This window comes from Janthinobacterium kochi (genome assembly GCF_051380715.1).
In the GTDB taxonomy this organism is placed as follows: Bacteria; Pseudomonadota; Gammaproteobacteria; order Burkholderiales; family Burkholderiaceae_D; genus Janthinobacterium.
Window position 1 is genome coordinate 578946 of record NZ_JBNYXO010000002.1, and the last position, 17658, is coordinate 596603.

General features: G+C 63.6%; 16 protein-coding genes and 1 tRNA gene. 9 read left to right on the forward strand and 8 right to left on the reverse strand.

The features are described from left to right. Positions 1-41: 41 nt before the first annotated feature. Positions 42-1721 carry an AMP-binding protein gene (locus ACQ4WL_RS06950; RefSeq protein ID WP_436508928.1) on the reverse strand — a complete coding sequence of 560 codons (1680 nt, stop codon included), beginning with the start codon at positions 1719-1721 and terminating at the stop codon, positions 42-44. 133 nt (positions 1722-1854) lie between these two features. Between ACQ4WL_RS06950 and ACQ4WL_RS06955 the strand changes: the two genes are divergently transcribed. Continuing rightward, positions 1855-4218: a DNA polymerase II gene (locus ACQ4WL_RS06955; protein ID WP_436508929.1), complete on the forward strand. Its 2364-nt coding sequence runs from the start codon at positions 1855-1857 to the stop codon at positions 4216-4218. Between the two features lie 264 nt (positions 4219-4482). Continuing rightward, a complete protein-coding gene (locus ACQ4WL_RS06960) occupies positions 4483-5799 on the forward strand; it encodes an enoyl ACP reductase FabMG family protein (protein WP_436508930.1) in 1317 nt (438 codons plus the stop codon). A gap of 80 nt (positions 5800-5879) precedes the next feature. Here ACQ4WL_RS06960 and ACQ4WL_RS06965 read toward each other — a convergent pair whose 3' ends face one another. Next, on the reverse strand, positions 5880-6644 hold the full coding sequence (locus ACQ4WL_RS06965) for an SDR family oxidoreductase (RefSeq protein WP_436508931.1): 765 nt from the start codon (positions 6642-6644) through the stop codon (positions 5880-5882). Positions 6645-6816: 172 nt separating this feature from the next. Here ACQ4WL_RS06965 and ACQ4WL_RS06970 point away from each other — a divergent pair. Beyond that, positions 6817-6903, forward strand: a tRNA-Leu gene (locus ACQ4WL_RS06970). Positions 6904-7063: 160 nt separating this feature from the next. Here the strand turns inward: ACQ4WL_RS06970 and ACQ4WL_RS06975 are convergent. Beyond that, positions 7064-7642 carry an NnrU family protein gene (locus tag ACQ4WL_RS06975; protein WP_436508933.1) on the reverse strand — a complete coding sequence of 193 codons (579 nt, stop codon included), beginning with the start codon at positions 7640-7642 and terminating at the stop codon, positions 7064-7066. A gap of 69 nt (positions 7643-7711) precedes the next feature. Then, positions 7712-8104, reverse strand: a complete 393-nt coding sequence (locus ACQ4WL_RS06980) for an Imm10 family immunity protein (RefSeq protein ID WP_436508934.1) — start codon at positions 8102-8104, stop codon at positions 7712-7714. A 146-nt stretch (positions 8105-8250) separates the two neighbouring features. Here ACQ4WL_RS06980 and ACQ4WL_RS06985 point away from each other — a divergent pair, with 146 nt between their 5' ends. The 4 genes from ACQ4WL_RS06985 (at position 8251) to ACQ4WL_RS07000 (ending at position 11156) form a co-directional block, all read left to right on the forward strand. Next, complete coding sequence (locus tag ACQ4WL_RS06985) at positions 8251-8667, forward strand: GNAT family N-acetyltransferase (protein ID WP_436508935.1); 417 nt, start codon at positions 8251-8253, stop codon at positions 8665-8667. A 7-nt stretch (positions 8668-8674) separates the two neighbouring features. Then, positions 8675-9421, forward strand: coding sequence for a M56 family metallopeptidase (locus tag ACQ4WL_RS06990; RefSeq protein ID WP_436508936.1), 747 nt, complete (start codon positions 8675-8677; stop codon positions 9419-9421). Positions 9422-9485: 64 nt separating this feature from the next. Continuing rightward, positions 9486-9986 carry a hypothetical protein gene (locus ACQ4WL_RS06995; protein ID WP_436508937.1) on the forward strand — a complete coding sequence of 167 codons (501 nt, stop codon included), beginning with the start codon at positions 9486-9488 and terminating at the stop codon, positions 9984-9986. Between the two features lie 309 nt (positions 9987-10295). After that, positions 10296-11156: a universal stress protein gene (locus ACQ4WL_RS07000; RefSeq protein WP_436508938.1), complete on the forward strand. Its 861-nt coding sequence runs from the start codon at positions 10296-10298 to the stop codon at positions 11154-11156. A gap of 56 nt (positions 11157-11212) precedes the next feature. Here ACQ4WL_RS07000 and ACQ4WL_RS07005 read toward each other — a convergent pair whose 3' ends face one another. The 3 genes from ACQ4WL_RS07005 to ACQ4WL_RS07015 form a co-directional block, all read right to left on the reverse strand. Then, positions 11213-13531, reverse strand: a complete 2319-nt coding sequence (locus ACQ4WL_RS07005) for an NADP-dependent malic enzyme (RefSeq protein ID WP_436508940.1) — start codon at positions 13529-13531, stop codon at positions 11213-11215. Between the two features lie 174 nt (positions 13532-13705). Beyond that, on the reverse strand, positions 13706-14086 hold the full coding sequence (locus ACQ4WL_RS07010; protein WP_436508941.1) for a hypothetical protein: 381 nt from the start codon (positions 14084-14086) through the stop codon (positions 13706-13708). A gap of 36 nt (positions 14087-14122) precedes the next feature. Beyond that, a complete protein-coding gene (locus tag ACQ4WL_RS07015; RefSeq protein ID WP_436508943.1) occupies positions 14123-15328 on the reverse strand; it encodes an MFS transporter in 1206 nt (401 codons plus the stop codon). A 135-nt stretch (positions 15329-15463) separates the two neighbouring features. On the opposite strand from ACQ4WL_RS07015, the gene ACQ4WL_RS07020 reads away from it, so the two are divergent. Next, a complete protein-coding gene (locus ACQ4WL_RS07020; RefSeq protein ID WP_436508944.1) occupies positions 15464-15985 on the forward strand; it encodes a MarR family winged helix-turn-helix transcriptional regulator in 522 nt (173 codons plus the stop codon). Here ACQ4WL_RS07020 and ACQ4WL_RS07025 read toward each other — a convergent pair. Then, entirely contained in the window at positions 15982-16587 is a 606-nt protein-coding gene (locus ACQ4WL_RS07025) for a hypothetical protein (RefSeq protein WP_436508946.1), read from the reverse strand. The genes ACQ4WL_RS07020 and ACQ4WL_RS07025 overlap by 4 nt on opposite strands. Before the next feature lie 89 nt (positions 16588-16676). On the opposite strand from ACQ4WL_RS07025, the gene thiL reads away from it, so the two are divergent. After that, positions 16677-17657 (forward strand): thiamine-phosphate kinase, encoded by a 981-nt coding sequence (gene thiL, locus ACQ4WL_RS07030; protein ID WP_436508948.1) that lies wholly within the window; start codon positions 16677-16679, stop codon positions 17655-17657. Position 17658 lies beyond the last annotated feature (1 nt).

Here is a 17658-nt window from a genome sequence, read left to right on the forward strand (position 1 = left end):
CGCGCGAGCGTCCCGGTGTTTTTTATGTGCTGGCGAAAAGCTTATTCCGCGCTCAGGCCCAGATCGGTAGCCACCTGCTGGCGTAGCAGGTATTTCTGGATCTTGCCCGTCACCGTCATGGGAAATTCCTCGACGAAACGTACATAGCGGGGAATCTTGTAATAGGCGATCTGCCCGTCGCAAAAGGCGCGGATATCCTCGCTGGTGGCCTGCGTGCCCGGACGCAAAATAATGCAGGCGCACAACTCTTCGCCATACTTGCCATCCGGCACGCCCACGCATTGCACGTCGAGCACGCTCGGGTGGCGGTACAGGAATTCCTCGACTTCGCGCGGGTAAATGTTTTCGCCGCCACGGATGACCATGTCTTTCGAGCGGCCGACGATGCTGCAAAAGCCGTTGCTATCGATCACGGCCAGGTCGCCCGTGTGCATCCAGCGCGCCGTGTCGATGGCCTCATTGGTTTTTTCAGGATCGCCCCAGTAGCCCTGCATCACGGAATAGCCGCGCGTGAGCAATTCGCCCTTTTCGCCACGCGGCACGATGCGCCCTTCCGCATCGATGATTTTCACTTCCAGGTGCGGATGGACGCGGCCGATGGACGAGACGCGCATTTCGCGCGGGTCTTCGATCGCCGTCTGGAAGCTGACGGGTGACGTTTCCGTCATGCCATACGCAATCGTGATTTCCGCCATGTGCATCAACTCGATGACGCGCGTCATGACTTCCATCGGGCACGGCGAACCGGCCATGATGCCGGTGCGCAAGTTCGACAGGTCGTATTGCTTGAAGTCAGGATGGTCGAGGATGGCGATGAACATGGTCGGCACGCCATGCAGCCCCGTGCAGCGCTCGGCCTGCACGGTTTCCAGCACGGCTTTCGGGTCGAAGCCTTCGCCCGGAAACACCATGGCCGCGCCATGCGTGACGCAAGCCAGGTTGCCCAGCACCATGCCGAAACAGTGGTACAGGGGCACGGGAATGCACAAGCGGTCCCGTGCCGTCAGGCGCATGGCTACACCGATGAAAAAGCCGTTGTTCAGGATATTGTGGTGCGTCAGGGTGGCACCCTTCGGCGCGCCCGTCGTGCCGGACGTGAACTGAATATTGACGGCGTCGTCAAACTGCAAGGTGGCGCTGACGTCTTTCAGGTGCGCCAGGTCGGCGTCCGTGATGCCGTCCATCAAGGCGTCGAAGTTATGCATGCCGGGGGTGGCGGCCGTGCCCAGGCGGATGACGTGGCGCAATTGCGGCAGGCGCGGCGACTGCAGGGCGCCGGCGCGCGAACGGGCGATCTCCGGCACCACGTCTTGCACGATGGCCAGGTAATCGCTGGACTTGAAGCTGGGCGACAGGATCAGCGCGCTGCATTGCACCTTGTCGAGCACGTATTCGAGTTCCGAACGTCGGTAGGCAGGGTTGATGTTGACCATGATCAATCCGGCTTTCGCCGTGGCGAACTGCGTCAGTACCCATTCGGCGCAGTTTTGCGACCAGATGCCGACCCGGTCGCCCGGCTGCAAACCCAGCTTCAGCAAGCCGGCGGCCAGGCGGTGCACGCGCTGCTGGAATTCCAAATACGTCCAGCGCACGTTCTGGTGCGCCACGATCAGGGCGTCGTGCTGGCCGTAGCGCTCGGCGATGCCGTCCAGGTAAGCGCCTATCGTTTCGCCGATCAACGGCGTGGCGTGGGCGCCATGTACATAACTCATTGCTTGCATGCTGTCTCCAGGGTGTGTGGCGCGACGCGCTCTTGTTATCGTCTTCGATGCTGAAAATTATAGCCGCAACCGCCCCCGCCCTGCACCGGCTTGCTGTAATGTGCAGGCCAGCACACCAGACATTCACGGCACCATGACAGGCAACGCGCAGCACCCGCCCGAACAGGGCTTCATCCTGACCCGCCACTGGCGCGACACGCCCGCCGGCACGGAAGTCGATTTCTGGCTGGCAACGGACGCCGGGCCACGCCACGTGCGCCTGCCCGTGCAGACGGCCGTCGCCTTCCTTCCCATGGAGCAGCGCGAGCAGGCGGAGCTACTGCTGCGCGGCGAGCGCCACGCCGAGCTGCGCCCCCTGTCGCTGTGCGATTTCCACCACCGCCCCGTACTGGGCCTGTACTGCAAGCAATACCGGCACTTGCTGAAGCTGGAAAAGCAGCTGCGCGCGCACGGCATCGATGTGTACGAAGCCGATATCCGCCCGCCCGAGCGCTATCTGATGGAGCGTTTTATTACAGCCCCGGTGAGCGTCAAAGGAGAAACCCTGCAGGAAGTGCAGCTGAGGCCGGCGTCCGGCTACCGCCCCACCTTGAAACTGGTGTCGCTCGATATCGAGACGACGGCGCACGGCGATCTGTATTCGCTGGCACTGGAAGGCTGCGGCCAGCGCCAGGTGTACATGCTGGGGCCGCCAAACGGCGGCGATGACACTTTGGACTTCGAGCTCGAATACTGCGACAGCCGCGCACAGATCCTCGAACGCCTGAACACGTGGATGGAAGAGCACGATCCGGACGCCATCATCGGCTGGAACCTGGTGCAGTTCGACTTGCGCGTGCTCAAGGAACATGCCGAGCGCTATCAAATACCCTTGCGGCTGGGGCGCGGTGGCGCCGTCATGGAATGGCGCGAGCATGGCGGCAAACAGGAACACTATTTTGCCGCCGCGGCGGGACGGCTGATCATCGACGGCATCGAAGCCTTGAAGTCGGCGACGTGGAATTTTTCCTCGTTCAGCCTGGAAAACGTGGCGCAGACCTTGCTGGGTGAAGGCAAGTCCATCGACAATCCTTACCAGCGCATGGCCGAGATCGACCGGCGTTTCCGCGAAGACAAGCCGGCGCTGGCCCGCTACAACCTCAAGGATTGCGAACTGGTCACGCGCATCTTCGCCAAGACCGAGCTGCTGACTTTTTTGCTGGAACGGGCCAGCGTGACGGGCCTGGCGGCCGACCGCAGCGGCGGCTCCGTGGCCGCCTTCGAGCACCTGTACTTGCCGCTGATGCACCGGCAAGGCTACGTGGCGCCCAACCTGGGCGACGTCTCCGGCGAAAACAGCCCCGGCGGCTTCGTCATGGATTCCCGGTCGGGCCTGTACGATTCCGTGCTGGTGCTCGACTACAAAAGCCTGTACCCGTCCATCATCCGCACTTTTCTGATCGACCCCGTGGGGTTGGTGGTGGGCACCAGCGGCGACGAAGCCGATACCGTGCCCGGCTACCGGGGCGCGCAATTTTCGCGCGTGAAACACTGCCTGCCCGCCATCGTGGAACAGGTGTGGCAAGGACGCGAGGCGGCCAAGCGCGAGCGCAATGCGCCCCTGTCGCAAGCGCTCAAAATCATCATGAACGCGTTTTATGGCGTGCTGGGCTCGAGCGGCTGCCGCTTTTTCGACCCGCGCCTGGCCTCGTCGATCACCCTGCGCGGCCACGACATCATGCACCGCACGCGCGAACTGATCACCGAGCAGGGTTATCAGGTGATCTATGGCGACACGGATTCCACGTTTGTGTGGCTGAAAACGGCGCATAGCGACGCAGCGGCGGGCACGATCGGCCGCGCCCTGGTGGCGCACGTCAACGCCTGGTGGGAGCGGCATCTGCGCGAGGAATTCGGCCTCGACAATGCGCTGGAGCTGGAATTCGAGACGCATTACCGGCGTTTCCTGATGCCCACCATCCGCGGCTCGGAAGAAGGCAGCAAGAAGCGCTATGCGGGCCTGGTGGGCAAGCCCGACGGCAGCGAAGAGATGGTCTACAAGGGCCTGGAAACGGTGCGCAGCGACTGGACGCCGCTGGCGCAGCAATTCCAGCAAGAGTTATACCGGCGCATCTTCCAGCGCGCCGCCTACCAGGACTATGTACGCGACTACGTGGCGCGCACGGTGCGCGGCGAATGCGACGCCTTATTGGTCTACCGCAAACGCTTGCGCCGTCCCCTCGACGATTACCAGCGCAACGTGCCGCCCCACGTCCGTGCGGCGCGCACGGCCGACGCCTACAACCTGGCGCAGGGCCGGCCGCTGCAATACCAGAACGGCGGCTGGATCAGCTACGTGATCACGGTGGCGGGGCCGGAGCCGCTGGAAACGCAGCGCTCGCCCATCGACTACCACCACTACCTGACGCGCCAGCTGCAACCGGTGGCGGACGCGATATTGCCCTTCCTGGGCGACGATTTTTCGCGCCTCGTGTCGGGCCAGCAAAACCTGTTCTGACATGATTCTGCTTACCGGCACGGCCAAGCTGAGGTAATATCGGCGCCTGCCAGGCCAGTCCGCGGGCGCTGTGCGCCGGGGCAGCGTAAAATACGCCATGGCGAAAGAATAAGAGCTCCACCGCAGAAGAAGATGCCATTCCAGACGAGAATCATTCGCAACAGGATTTTCCCAGCTGAAATGGCGCATAATTTACAACTATGTTGAACCAGCGGGCAGTAGCATTAGCCATCTGCCCTGCTAATTTTTGAATGAATTGACACCATGACCGAGATCACGTCCTTAAGAGACATCCCGCAAAAAAATATCTTCCGCAAGGGCGACACCTTTGTGCTGTTCGGCGAGCTGTTCGGCCGCGGCTATGTGAATGGCTTGCTGGACGAAGCGCGCAAGGCGGGTATGAATATCGTCGGCATGACGGTCGGCCGCCGCGATGAAAACATGGCGCTGCGCCCGCTGAACGCGGAAGAGCTGGCCGAAGCCGAAGCCAACCTGGGCGGGCGCATCATCAATGTGCCGCTGATGGCCGGTTTCGACCTCGACGCGCCAGCCGGCGAGCCGACTCCGACGGCCCTGCTGGCCGACATGACCCTGAAAAGCTGGCAAGAAGACAAGCTGGACTGGGCGCAGATCGAACGCTGCCGCGAAGCCGGCATCGCCCGCTTCAGCGCGTCCGTAGCGAAAGCCATGGCCGAGCTGGACACCTTGATTCCAGACGGCAGCAATGTGTATTTCGCCCACACCATGGCGGGCGGCATTCCGAAAGTCAAAGTCTTCCTGGCGATTGCCAACCGCATCTACAAGGGCCGCGGCGAGCGCTTCATGTCCTCGCGCGCCCTGCTCGACAGCGATCTGGGCAAGCTGATCCTGATGAACTTCGACGAAGTCACGGCCAACACCCTGCAGCACCTGATCGACGGCAGCGCCGCCATCCGCGCCCGCATCGAGCAAACGGGCGGCCAGGTGCGCTACAGCGCCTACGGCTACCACGGCACCGAGATCTTGATCGACGGCAAATACCAGTGGCAAACGTATAGCAACTACACCCAAGGCCTGGCCAAGAAGCGCCTGGAAAACGTGGCCAAGGCCGCGTGGGAAAAAGGCATCAAGGCGACCGTGTTCAACTGCCCGGAAATCCGCACCAACTCGTCGGACATTTTCGCCGGCGTGGAACTGTCCTTGTTCCCCCTGCTCGTCGCGCTGAAAAAAGAAGGCGGCGCAGCCTGGGCCGATCAGCAATGGGAAGTTTGCCAGGGCTTGCTGGAAGATGGCGTGTCGCTGCAAGACTTGCTGGACCGTATCGCCACCTACAACGGCGACGCCACCAGCGTGCAGTTCCGCAACTTCGCCGCCTGGCCGATGGACAACACACCTGAACTGGCCGAAGTCATGATCGGCACCTCGGACGACATCACCAAGCTGCACAAGGACCGCAAGGAACTGATCACCGACCACCTGAGTTCGCTGGTACTGGAAGGCACGGGCCCGCTGATGTTCCACGCCATGTCGGAGCCGCAAGCCCCCGTCATCTGGCTCAACCACGACATCATCGCGCGCCAGCTGAACTCAGTTCACAACTGAGCTTGATGTAGCGTAAGGTAAACTGCAAGACACCGACGGCCCGGCTCATCCCCGGGCCGTCGGCATTTGCGTCGCTGCTTTTACATCCGCGTGACGGACACGCCCCCATCGGCCAGCAGCGCCGTGCCGGTGGTGAAGCTCGATGCATCGGATGCCAGGTACAGCGCCGAGCGGGCGATCTCGCCCGGCGTGGCCAGGCGTTTCAATGCGTGCAAGCCCGCAACGAAGGCCAATGCCTCGGGTGTACTGGCCACTTGCCGCCCTATCGGCGTATCTGTCCCTCCTGGCAACAAAGCATTCACGCGGATGCCCGCCGCGCCATACTCGGCCGCCAGGGCCTTCGTCAAGCCGATCACGCCCGCCTTGCTGGCCGCATATGCGGCCATGCCGGACATGCCCAAGGTATGGCCGACGAAGGTCGAGGTAAAAATCAGCGAGCCGCCGCCGCGCGCCACCATGGCAGGCAGCTGGTACTTGGCCGCCAGGAAGGCACTCGTGAGATTGGTATCGAGCGCCGCCCGCCAATCTTCCAGGGCAACTTCCTGCGTGGGGCCCATGGGCCCCAGGGTGCCCGCATTATTGAAGGCAATATCAAGGCCGCCAAAGCGTTGCAGCGCCAGCGCCACGGCCCCTTGCGCGCACGCAGCATCGCCCACATCGCCGATACAGGCAACGGCTTGCGCGCCACCATCGGCCAGCTGCGCCACCAGCGCATCGAGTTCCTTCTGCCGCCGCGCCACCAGCACCAGTTGCGCGCCATGGCGGGCGAACAGCCGCGCCGCCGCATGGCCGATGCCCGAGCTGGCGCCCGTGATGATGGCGACCTTGTTTTCCAGTTGTTGCATGACATATCCCTCCAGGTAGTGAAGGGACACGATAGGCCGCCTGGCCAGGCGCGGCACTCCGCTTCTTGCGCTGGAATTGGCGTCGTCAACGGTTCTCGATGATTGTGCAAAACACACGCAAAGCATAAAACTTGCCAGATTGTGACAAATCAGTGATAATGCGTCTCGCGTTGCCGGGATGGCGGAATAGGTAGACGCACGGGACTCAAAATCCCGCGCTGGAAACAGCGTGCCGGTTCGATTCCGGCTCCCGGCACCAAAGAACATGTTTTGGCAGTACCTGATCAAACCCGCCCATCGCCAGATGTTGCGGGTTTTTTTGCGCTAATGGCTAGCCTCAGTTGCAACCCCGCCTTCACCGCTTCCCGCTCCGTATCGATCATGCTGCTACGCACGCAATTGCGTTTGCGGCCATCCCGCTATCCAAACGGCCGTACGCCAAACAGCACGCCATGCAGCCAGAATGCCAGCAGCAGCCACAGCGCACAGCCAGCGACGATGGCAATCAAGGTGCCTTGCACGGTGCCGCCCTGGTACGCCACCCCGGTCGCGCGGTCGCGCTGCACGGCGGCATACAGATCAATTGACGACCAGACGAGAAAGCCGCCGAACAGCAGCACGTCGGCCACGTTGCCGTTGGCCAGCAGATGCGCCACGGCCCAGAGTTGCGTGCCCAGCAGCATGGGGTGGTGTACCCAGGTCTTGATGCGGTTGCGCGGTACGTTGGCCGCCGCCAATAAAATCAGCGAGAACAGCATCAGCAGGGCGCTGGCGTGGCGCAAGCCCGTGGGCGGCGTCCACAGCACTTGCGGCTGCTGGCGCGCCAGGGCGTAGCCCCAGATGATCAGGCCCAGCCCGACAAACGCCACGAGCGAATACAGCCCCTTCCAGCGTTTTTCGCCGAGGCGCGCCAGTTGGGCGCTGCGCCAGCCGTCGGCGACGATGCGCACCGAGTGCAAGCCCAGGAACAGCAGCAAACCGAGTATCAGCACCGTCATTGTCTTCTCCCGCAGTCAATACCAGCTATCGAACATAAACCACACCCAGGCCCATGCCATCCGCGCAGATCAACGTTCCTCGCGATAGTAATCGCAGCCCTCGAACGTGGTGCGCAGCGCCTGCTGCAGCTGGGCATAGCGCTCCGGCGTCAAGTTAAAACGCACGTCGATCTGGCCGTCGTCATCCATCTGCATGGCGGCCTCGGCATCCATCTGCACGGACAAGCGGTTCGGATGCAGGATCACGGCGTGCATATGGCCATACCATGCAAATTCCTGGCCGCAATATTCAATATAGGGTTCGTCCATGCCCATGGACACGTCCTGCTCGTCATACTCGTCGGCGCGCTGCAGCATCAGGTAAACGGACTCGCCTTTGCCGGCTGGTGCTGCCAGGGTGGTGATCAGGGCGTCGTCTTCATTCATAACGGACAACTCGGTGGCGGTAAATCCTGCGGACATGGCGTGCTTTCAACAAATGTATGGATGACGCCACCTTAGCGCAAAAGACGCCCGGACAGAATACCCGCGACAAATAAAGCGTACCGCCCCGTAACAGCATCGCCGCCTATAATTACCGCTCCAAACCATTTCTACAGGAGAGCGCCTTGACCGCAGCATCGCCCTACACCATCCTTCTGGCCAATCCCGCCATCGCCACCTACCAGCAGCTGCGCGTTGCCGCCGGCCTGAGCGCGAAAAGCACGGAAGCGGCGGCCAAGGGCTTGCCACATTCCCTGTTTGCCGTGCAAGTGCTGTACGGCGACGCCGTGGTGGGCATGGGCAGGGTCATCGGCGATGGCGGCTGCTTCTTCCAGGTGGTCGATATCGCCGTGCTGCCAGCCCACCAGGGCAAGGGTTTGGGCAAGCTGATCATGCGCGAGATCATGCAATTCATCGAGACGGAGGTGCCGCAAAGCGCGTATGTCAGTCTGATCGCCGATGGCCAGGCGCAAGACCTGTATGCGCAATTCGGTTTCAGGCACACGGCGCCCGCCTCGGTCGGCATGGCGCTGAAACGCTAGGCGTACGATGCCGGCCTGGCTGCTATCGACCATGGCACTGGCGCTGCTGCTGTCGGCCGGTGCCTGGTGCGCCGAGCGCCTGCTGCAGCGGCGCGGGCGCACGACGCGCTGGCTGTGGCTGGCGGCCATCGCCGCGTCCGTCATCTTGCCCCTGGCATGGCTGCCCGGCGTGCTGGCGGTCATGCCGGCAGAACAGTCGCAGCTGAAACTGGGCTGGTTTGTCTTGTCCAGCGGCATGCTGCTGCTATTGGCGCTGCGCAGCGTCTGGCTGCTGTCGCACCAGCGCCGCTGGCAAAAGACCACCTTGCTGGGTACGCCCGTGTACTTGAGCGGCGGCATCGGTCCCTGCGTGGCGGGGCTGCTGCGGCCGTGCATCGTGATGCCCGTCTGGCTGCAACTGATTCCACCCCAGCAGCAGGCGCTGCTGCTGGCGCACGCGCAATGCCGGCTGGCCGCGCGCGACCCGCAATGGCTGGCCCTGGCGCACGCCTGGATTATTCTCATGCCGTGGAACCTGCCCCTGTGGTGGCAGCTGCACCGGCTGCGCTTTGCCATCGAGGTCGATTGCGACGCGCGCATGCTGGCGCACGGCCACGCGCTGCGCGAGTATGCCATCGTCCTGCGCCGTCACGGCCAGTATTATTCGGGGCTGACGGGCGCCGCGCCCATCGTGCTGAGCGACCCGCGCACACTGCGCCGGCGCCGCCATCTGATGGCCAGATTTACCCGGAACCAGGCCGCGAACTTGCTATAGTAGCGGCAACGCAGCGCAGCGCGCCCGCGCTCCCGCCTCCCCCCTTAGAAATCAGAGAGATACCATGCTTTACCTGCTTGCCATCGTGATCGTCATCGCCCTGCTGTACTACGTCTTCAGCGGCCGCACGCCCGCCCAGCCGCTGCACAAGCCGCTCATGTCCGTGCGCCAGTACGTGCCGGCGATCCCTGCCGGCGCACCGGCGCACCACTGGAACGATGCGGGGCGCTTTGCATCGGAAGTGGAAAACGAATCGATGTACCAGAGCGCCATCGCCAAGCTGGCCGGCGAGCATGGCCCGGGCAACGCGGAAGAAAAATGCCTGGCCCTGCTCGTCTGCGACGATGCCAATCCGTTCCAGGACAAGGCCATCGCCGTCTTCATCGATGGCCAGCTGGTGGGCTACCTGTCGCACAACGATGCCCTGCGCCTGCGCCGCAACCTGGGCCGCATGGACCTGGTGGGCCAGCTGACCTCGTGCGACGCCGTCATCCGCGGCGGCGGCCTGTGGAATGGCAAGCGCCTGTCGTATGCCGTGTGGCTGGACTTGCAGCCCTACAATTAAGTGAACTCCCGCCACGGCCAGCGTTGTTGCGTCACACAAAGAAGTGCCGACACGATGCTGCCGACACCGATGCAGACCACTGGGAGGGCAAGGAGTTCAAGACCATTATCGCTGGCTGCACGGCGAGCATATTGATGCATATCAAGCAGATCTGCAGTTTCTGGCGACGGCCTTGCAAATGACCATGGCCTGTCTCTTTTTGACCCATATCAAGTCCAGCAAAAGAAAACCGCCGCCTGACACGGCAATGCTGGACTTGCCCGTGTTGCCGTTCTAGCCTTGTTGACATCCTGACTAGCGAATGACACCATGGCTTACAAATCCATACTCGTCCACGCCGACCTGTCGCGCCATGCGCCCCAGCGCATCGCCATCGCCGCGCGGCTGGCGCACGCGCACCAGGCGCACCTGATTGGCGCCGCCATGACGGGCGTATCGCGCTTTTACCTGGAAAACAACCGCGGCATGCGCGGCGCGGCCGTGGCGGCGCAGATTTCGGCGCTGCACGGGCAAGCCCAGGCGGCGCTGGATCAGTTCGAAACGCTGGCGCGCCAGGCCGGCGCCGTCTCGCTGGAACGGCGCCTGATCGAGGATGACGAGGATGGCGGCATGGCCGTGAGCGCCCGCTACAGCGACTTGACAGTGCTCAGCCAGCACGACGACAGCGAAGCGCTGCCCGGCGCCATGAGCGACCTGGTGCCGTATGTGATGCTGAACGCGGCCCGCCCCGTGCTGATCGTGCCGCGCAGCGGACAATTCGCGCAGGTGGGCACGCAGGCAGACACGCTGGCAGACAACACGGTGGTGGTGGCCTGGGATGGCAGCATGGAAGCGACGCGCGCCATCGGCCACGCCCTGCCCCTGCTGCGCGCGGCGCGCCTGGTGGTGCTGGCCCTGCTGCACCCGCCGGCCGGCCATGCGCAGCCGGCCCGCCATCCGGGCGCCGACATCGCCGCCTACCTGAGCCGCCACGGCGTGCCCGTCGAGGTGCGCCAAACCATCACTACGGGCGACATCGGCGCAGCGCTGCTGGGCATGGCCGCCGAAGTGCATGCCGGCCTGCTGGTGATGGGCGGCTACGGCCACGCGCGCTTCCGCGAAATCCTGCTGGGCGGCGTGACGGAAACGGTGCTGCGCCAGATGACATTACCCGTGCTGATGGCGCACTGATGTAAAAAAGCCGCGCCCCCCTTGCGGATGGCGCGGCTTTCAGGAAGTGCTAACGATCACACCTTGCGTTGCGCGACGGCATCAACGACACAGAGTGCCGTCATGTTGACGATGCGGCGCACGGTGGCCGATGGGGTCAAAATGTGCACGGGCTTGGCGCAGCCGAGCAGGATCGGACCCACGGCAACGCCGTTGCCGGCCGCTACTTTCACCAGATTGTAGGCGATGTTGGCCGATTCGATGTTCGGCATGACGAGCAGGTTGGCGTCGTTCTTCAGTGCCGAATGGGGCATGATTTTTTGACGCAGCTTGCTGTCGAGGGCCGTATCGCCGTGCATTTCGCCGTCGATTTCCAGGTCCGGCGCGCGTTCCTTGATGATGGCCAGGGCGGCGCGCATCTTTTGCGCCGAGGCGCTGTCGCTGGAACCGAAGTTCGAGTGCGACAGCAGGGCCGCGCGCGGCGACAGGCCGAAGCGCGTCATTTCCTCTGCAGCCATGATGGTGATCTCGGCCACCTGCTCGGCGTCCGGGTTTTCGTTGACGTGCGTGTCGACCATCACCAGCTGGCGTTCAGGCATGATCAGCACGTTCATGGCCGCGTAGACATTGCTGCCGGCGCGCTTGCCCAGCACCTGGTCGATGTACTTCAGGTGCAGCTGGGTGGTGCCGAAGGTGCCGCAGATCATGCCGTCCGCGTCGCCCTTGTGGATCATCATCGAACCGATCAGGGTATGACGGCGGCGCATTTCCAGCTTCGCGTATTCCTCGGTGACGCCCTTGCGGCTGGTCATGGCGTAATACGTGTTCCAGTAATCGCGATAGCGCTCGTCGAAGTCCGGGTTGATGACGTCGAAATCGGCGCCCTGCTTCAGGCGCAGGCCGAATTTCTCGATGCGCGCTTCCAGCACGGGCGGACGGCCCACCAGGATGGGGCGTGCCAGCTTCTCGTCGACCACCACTTGCACGGCGCGCAGCACGCGCTCTTCTTCGCCTTCGGCGTAGACGATGCGTTTCAGTTCGGCCGGCGTCGATTTCGCCTTCAGGAACAGCGGCTTCATGAAAGTGCCGCTGCGGTAGACGAATTGCTGCAGGCTGTCGGCATACGCTTGCAGATCCTTGATCGGACGCGTGGCGACGCCCGATTCCTCGGCCGCCTTGGCGACGGCCGGGGCGATCTTGATCAGCAAACGGGGATCGAACGGCATCGGGATCAGGTATTCAGGACCGAACGACAGGTTGCTGATACCGTAGGTGGTCGCCACGATGTCGGACTGCTCGGCATGCGCCAGGTCGGCGATCGCGTGCACCACGGCGATTTCCATTTCGCGCGTGATCGTCGTCGCGCCGCAATCGAGGGCGCCGCGGAAGATGTACGGGAAGCACAGCACGTTGTTGACCTGGTTCGGATAGTCCGAACGGCCCGTGGCGATGATTGCGTCGCTGCGCACGGCCTTGACTTCTTCCGGCAAGATTTCCGGATTCGGATTGGCCAGCGCCAGGATCAGCGGGTTAGGCGCCATCTTGCGCACCATGTCTTGTTTCAGCACGCCGGCGGCGGAAACGCCCAGGAAAATGTCGGCGTCCGGGATGACTTCACCCAGGGTGCGCAGCGGCGTGTCTTGCGCGAAGCGTTCCTTGTCCGGGTCCATCAATTCCGTGCGGCCCTTGTAGACGACGCCGGCCAGGTCGGTGACGTAGATATTTTTCAGCGGGAAGCCCAGGTCGACGATCAGGTCCAGGCAGGCCAGCGCTGCGGCGCCAGCGCCTGACACGACCAGCTTGCAATCCTCGATTTTCTTGCCGACAGCCTTCAGGCCGTTCAGAATGGCCGCGCCGACGATGATGGCGGTACCGTGCTGATCGTCGTGGAAGACAGGAATCTTCATGCGGCTGCGCAACTGGCGCTCGATATAAAAACACTCTGGCGCCTTGATGTCTTCCAGGTTCACGCCGCCGAAAGTCGGTTCCAGCGAAGCGATGATATCGACCAGTTTATCCGGGTCCATCTCGTTGATTTCGATGTCGAAGACGTCGATGCCGGCGAATTTCTTGAACAGCACGCCCTTGCCTTCCATCACCGGCTTGGCGGCCAGCGGGCCGATATTGCCCAGTCCCAGCACGGCCGTGCCGTTGGTGATGACGGCCACCAGGTTGCCGCGCGCCGTATATTTATAGACATTGGCAGGATCGATGACGATTTCTTCGCAGGGAGCGGCCACGCCTGGCGAGTAGGCCAGCGCCAGGTCGCGCTGGTTGGTCAGTTGTTTGGTGGGCGTCACGCTGATTTTGCCGGGGCGCGGGCACTCGTGATACTCGAGTGCGGCCAAGCGCAATTGTTGACGCAATTCTTCTTTTTTATCAGATGACGAATCCATGCTGTGCTGCCTTCCTGTTTGGTCGATCGGGTGTTCCGGATTTTATCAGACCAATTCTTTCAATTAGCTAGGTATTTTCCGCTAGCCACAGTCTGATATCACGAAAACGCATAACCTAGCATTGTAAGGCCGTCCGGCGGCACAAACGCTTTGAACAGGAAAAACTATCAAATTCTAGATTTCAATTAGTTTTTGTGATGAATCACCGGGAGCACGCCACAGCGGCAGTGCCTCGACGGCGCGCTCGATATCGTCCATATGATCCGCGCCCAAAGTGGCGTCAAACGGCGCGGACAGGATGCTGCGCATCAGTGCCAGGCGCGTCGTGGCTTGCTCCTCGTCGATGAAGCGTGTCGTCTCCGCGCAATACTGCGCGCGGCGCAGGGCATCGGCGCCGCCATCGTCGCCATCGGGATAATAATGGCGGCCGATGTGATGCAGCGACTGCAGCAGGAATTCGATCTCGCGCAGGATGCGCAGCGCATCCTCGCCGGACAGCACGATGCGGCAGTTGGCGGGCAGCAGGGAGGGTAGCGTGGCCATATCGTCAGCCATGGTGGTACCTCTTTCTCGCGGGGAAAAACCGATAGCCTACGCGATTTTCCCTGCCGGCGACGCCAGCCGCGCCCCCGGCGCGAAACGCACGGCGATCAGCAACAACACCAGCACGCCACCCGCCATCACCATCCACGCCTGGGCCAGGCTGGACGAGTGCTGGCGGATCAGGCCGGCGACGAAGGGCATGCTGCTGGCGATGATGTAGCCACCGCCCTGCACAAAGCCCAGCAAGGCGCCGGCGCTGGCCGGGTCATGCACGTGGTCCATGCTGACGATCAGCGACAGGGGGAACAGCGCGCCGATGCCGCAGCCCAGCAGGATCACGGCGGGCAGCGCCAGTTGCGCCGGTGCCACGATCAGGCAAGCCAGTCCCGCCAGCACGGATAGCAAGACGGACAGCAGCAGGATGCGGCGGTCGGGGAAGCGGTGGATGATGCTGGAAATCACCAGTCCCGCCAGCACTTCCACCAGGGTCAGGCCGCCCAGCAGCAAGCCGCTGTCGGCGGCGCTCCAGCCCAGTTCCGTGTAAAACGACGGCAGCCAGGCCAGCACCAGCGTATACGCCCCCGTGCCGATGCCGAAAAACACCATCAGCAGCCAGGCGCGGCCACTGCCCACGGGCAGGCTGGCGCCCGCGCCGCCGGCCACCTCCATGCGCGTAGCGGCTGCGCGGCGCCACAGCAGGGCGGCGGCCACGGCAGGCAGCGCCCACAAGGCCAGCAGCGCCTGCCAACCCAGCGACTGCGCCAGCGGCGAGGCGGACGCGGCGGCGATGGCCGCGCCGCCCATGATGCCCGTCGTATAAAACCCCATCAACTGGCCCGCCCGCTCGGGAAAATGGCGCTTGATGAAGCCTGGCAGCAAGGCTTGCACCAGCGCAATGCCCAGGCCGCCCAGCGCTGCCGTGGCGATCAGGCCGCCGCTGCCGTTCAAAGGCCAGCGCAGCGCGCAGGCGGCAGCGATGATGGCAATGCCGATGCCGATGCCGCGCGCCACGCCCAGGCGGCGCTGCAGTTGCGCGCCCGCCAGCGCGCACACGCCCATGGCGAACACGGGCACGGTGGTCAGCAAGCCAGCATCGGCATTGCTGATGCCCGTGCTGGCCTGGATGCTGTCAAGCAAGGGGCCGATGGCGGCCAGGATGGGGCGCAGGTTCAGGCCCAGCAGGATGATGGCGGCCACCAGCAGGGCCGAGGAAGCTGAAGAAGAAGGGGTAGCGGCAGGTCGCGCGGATGGCATGGGATAGTCCTTGCCTCACTGGGAGGCACATGGTTTAATGCGTCATCAAATATGACTCGATGAAAAGTATCTTAACATAAAGATAGAAAACTATCTTGATGTCGAGATAGATGACCCCGAGATACAAGGATACCCATGACAACTACCCCGCAAGAACACACGCGCGCGCAATTTGCCGCCGCACAATGGCAGCGCGAACTGCCGCAGATGGATACCCGTGCCATGCAGCTGGTGGGGCAGCTGGGCACGGTGGCGCAGCTGATGGCGCGCGACTGGCTCAACCCGCTGTTTGCCGAGCACGGCTTGCAGCCGGGCGAATTCGACGTGCTGGCGACATTGCGCCGCTCAGGCGCGCCCTACAGCCTGACGCCGACGGCGCTGTACGAAGCGGCCATGCTGTCCTCGGGCGGGATGACCAACCGCATCGACCGGCTGGAAGCGGCCGGCCTGATCGAACGCCAGAAGCATCCGACGGACCGGCGCGGCGTGCTGGTGGCCCTGACACAAAGGGGACTGGAATTGATTGAAAAACTGGTGCTGCTGCACGTGGAGAACGAGCGCGCCATGCTCTCGCCTTTGAACGCGGACGAGCAGCGCCAGCTCGACCAGTTGCTGGCCAAGCTGCTGCACGGCATGGCGCAGGCGAAGAAAGGCTAAGCGAGCAGCTGCGCCAGCTCGCGCAGCGCCGCATTGCAGCGCCGGGCCAGGCGCTGCAGTTCAGCAGGGTCACGGCTGTCGTACAGGGCCTGGACATGGCCCACGCTGGCTGCGCGCAAGTCGATATCGCTGTCGCGGTCTGGAACCTGGGCGTCGGCCACATGGCCCTCGACCAGGGTCAGGTAGTAATGACGGGGCTTGCCCCACAAATTGGCGGAAAACTGCAGCACCAGGCCGCTGTCGAACAGCAGGGCGCCGCTGCGGCCACCCTGCTCGAGCAGCACGCGAAACGCCGGCAAGGGCTGCTGCGCCGCGCGCAGAAAACCTGCCAGGTGCACCTGATAGCCCAGGCCCAGGCCATTCGCGCCCAGCTGGCCGCGCTGCAGATAGGCCTTGAACGAGGCCAGCACCGGCCGCCGTCCCCTGCGGAACAGGCGCTCGTCCTCGTACAGGCACAGCTGGCCGCCGTCGCTGACGGCATCGAAGCCGTGCGCCACCAGTTCCTGCGCTTCGAAGCTTGTCAGGCCAACGGCTTGCGGGTCGCGCAGCCAGCCATGGTCGAGCCAGGATTGCAACAGGACGTGAATATCGATGATGGGCATAGTAAGCGGCTCGGCAGTGGCAAAGGCCTGTATTGTAGGCCAGCCTATAATAGCCGGGCCACAACATCATTCAACGCACAGACTACGCCATGGCCCCACACGACGCGCTTTCCGAATTCGACCTGATCAAACACTATTTCGTGCGCCAGCGCCCTGGCCGCGCCACCCTGGGCATCGGCGACGATTGCGCGCTGATGACGCCAGCGGCGGGCAAGCAGATTGCCATCTCCTCGGACATGCTGGTCGAGGACCGGCACTTCTTTGCCGGCGCCAACGCCCTCATGCTGGGGCACAAGAGCCTGGCCGTGAACCTGTCCGACCTGGCCGCCATGGGCGCGCGCCCCGTGGCATTTACCCTGGCCCTGTCGCTGCCGCAAGCGGAACGCGCCTGGCTGGCCGGCTTTGCCGAAGGCCTGTTTGCGCTGGCCGACGCATTCGGCTGCGAATTGATCGGCGGCGACACTACCAAGGGTCCCTTAAATATCTGCATCACCGTGTTTGGCGAACTGGCGCCGGGCCAGGCCCTGCGCCGCAGCGCGGCCGTGGCAGGCGACGATATCTGGGTCAGCGGCACCCTGGGCGACGCGCGCCTGGCGCTGGCCGGCTACCGCATGGAACAGGAATTATCGCCAGCCGACCTGCTGACGGCGGCCGCGCGCATGCACACGCCCACGCCGCGCGTGGCGCTGGGCTGCGCCCTGGCCGAAGCGGGCCTGGCGCATGCGGCCATCGACATTTCGGATGGCCTGGTGGGAGACCTCGCTCACATCTTGAAAGCCTCGCAGATGGGCGCCACCCTCGACATCGACGCCCTGCCGGCCGGCCCGGTGCTGGCGCGGCAAGACATGCAACTACGCCGCCGCTACACGGCCGCCGGCGGCGACGACTATGAACTGTGCTTCACGGCGCCGGCCTCCTCGCGCGACGCCATCGCCGCGCTGGCGACCAGCTGCGGCACGCCCGTCACGCGCGTGGGCCGCATCGAGGCGCAAACAGGCTTGCGGCTGGTGGATGCCAAGGGCTTGCCGCTGGATCTGGCCTTGAGTTCTTTCGACCACTTCAGCGAATAAA

What these genes read in the sequence shown, in the direction of transcription:
- ACQ4WL_RS06950 (WP_436508928.1), bottom strand. Translation starts at nt 1,721, where the DNA reads ATGCAAGCAATGAGTTATGTACATGGCGCCCACGCCACGCCGTTGATC.
- ACQ4WL_RS06955 (WP_436508929.1), top strand. Translation starts at nt 1,855, where the DNA reads ATGACAGGCAACGCGCAGCACCCGCCCGAACAGGGCTTCATCCTGACC.
- ACQ4WL_RS06960 (WP_436508930.1), top strand. Translation starts at nt 4,483, where the DNA reads ATGACCGAGATCACGTCCTTAAGAGACATCCCGCAAAAAAATATCTTC.
- ACQ4WL_RS06965 (WP_436508931.1), bottom strand. Translation starts at nt 6,644, where the DNA reads ATGCAACAACTGGAAAACAAGGTCGCCATCATCACGGGCGCCAGCTCG.
- ACQ4WL_RS06975 (WP_436508933.1), bottom strand. Translation starts at nt 7,642, where the DNA reads ATGACGGTGCTGATACTCGGTTTGCTGCTGTTCCTGGGCTTGCACTCG.
- ACQ4WL_RS06980 (WP_436508934.1), bottom strand. Translation starts at nt 8,104, where the DNA reads ATGTCCGCAGGATTTACCGCCACCGAGTTGTCCGTTATGAATGAAGAC.
- ACQ4WL_RS06990 (WP_436508936.1), top strand. Translation starts at nt 8,675, where the DNA reads ATGCCGGCCTGGCTGCTATCGACCATGGCACTGGCGCTGCTGCTGTCG.
- ACQ4WL_RS06995 (WP_436508937.1), top strand. Translation starts at nt 9,486, where the DNA reads ATGCTTTACCTGCTTGCCATCGTGATCGTCATCGCCCTGCTGTACTAC.
- ACQ4WL_RS07000 (WP_436508938.1), top strand. Translation starts at nt 10,296, where the DNA reads ATGGCTTACAAATCCATACTCGTCCACGCCGACCTGTCGCGCCATGCG.
- ACQ4WL_RS07005 (WP_436508940.1), bottom strand. Translation starts at nt 13,531, where the DNA reads ATGGATTCGTCATCTGATAAAAAAGAAGAATTGCGTCAACAATTGCGC.
- ACQ4WL_RS07010 (WP_436508941.1), bottom strand. Translation starts at nt 14,086, where the DNA reads ATGGCTGACGATATGGCCACGCTACCCTCCCTGCTGCCCGCCAACTGC.
- ACQ4WL_RS07015 (WP_436508943.1), bottom strand. Translation starts at nt 15,328, where the DNA reads ATGCCATCCGCGCGACCTGCCGCTACCCCTTCTTCTTCAGCTTCCTCG.
- ACQ4WL_RS07020 (WP_436508944.1), top strand. Translation starts at nt 15,464, where the DNA reads ATGACAACTACCCCGCAAGAACACACGCGCGCGCAATTTGCCGCCGCA.
- ACQ4WL_RS07025 (WP_436508946.1), bottom strand. Translation starts at nt 16,587, where the DNA reads ATGCCCATCATCGATATTCACGTCCTGTTGCAATCCTGGCTCGACCAT.
- thiL (WP_436508948.1), top strand. Translation starts at nt 16,677, where the DNA reads ATGGCCCCACACGACGCGCTTTCCGAATTCGACCTGATCAAACACTAT.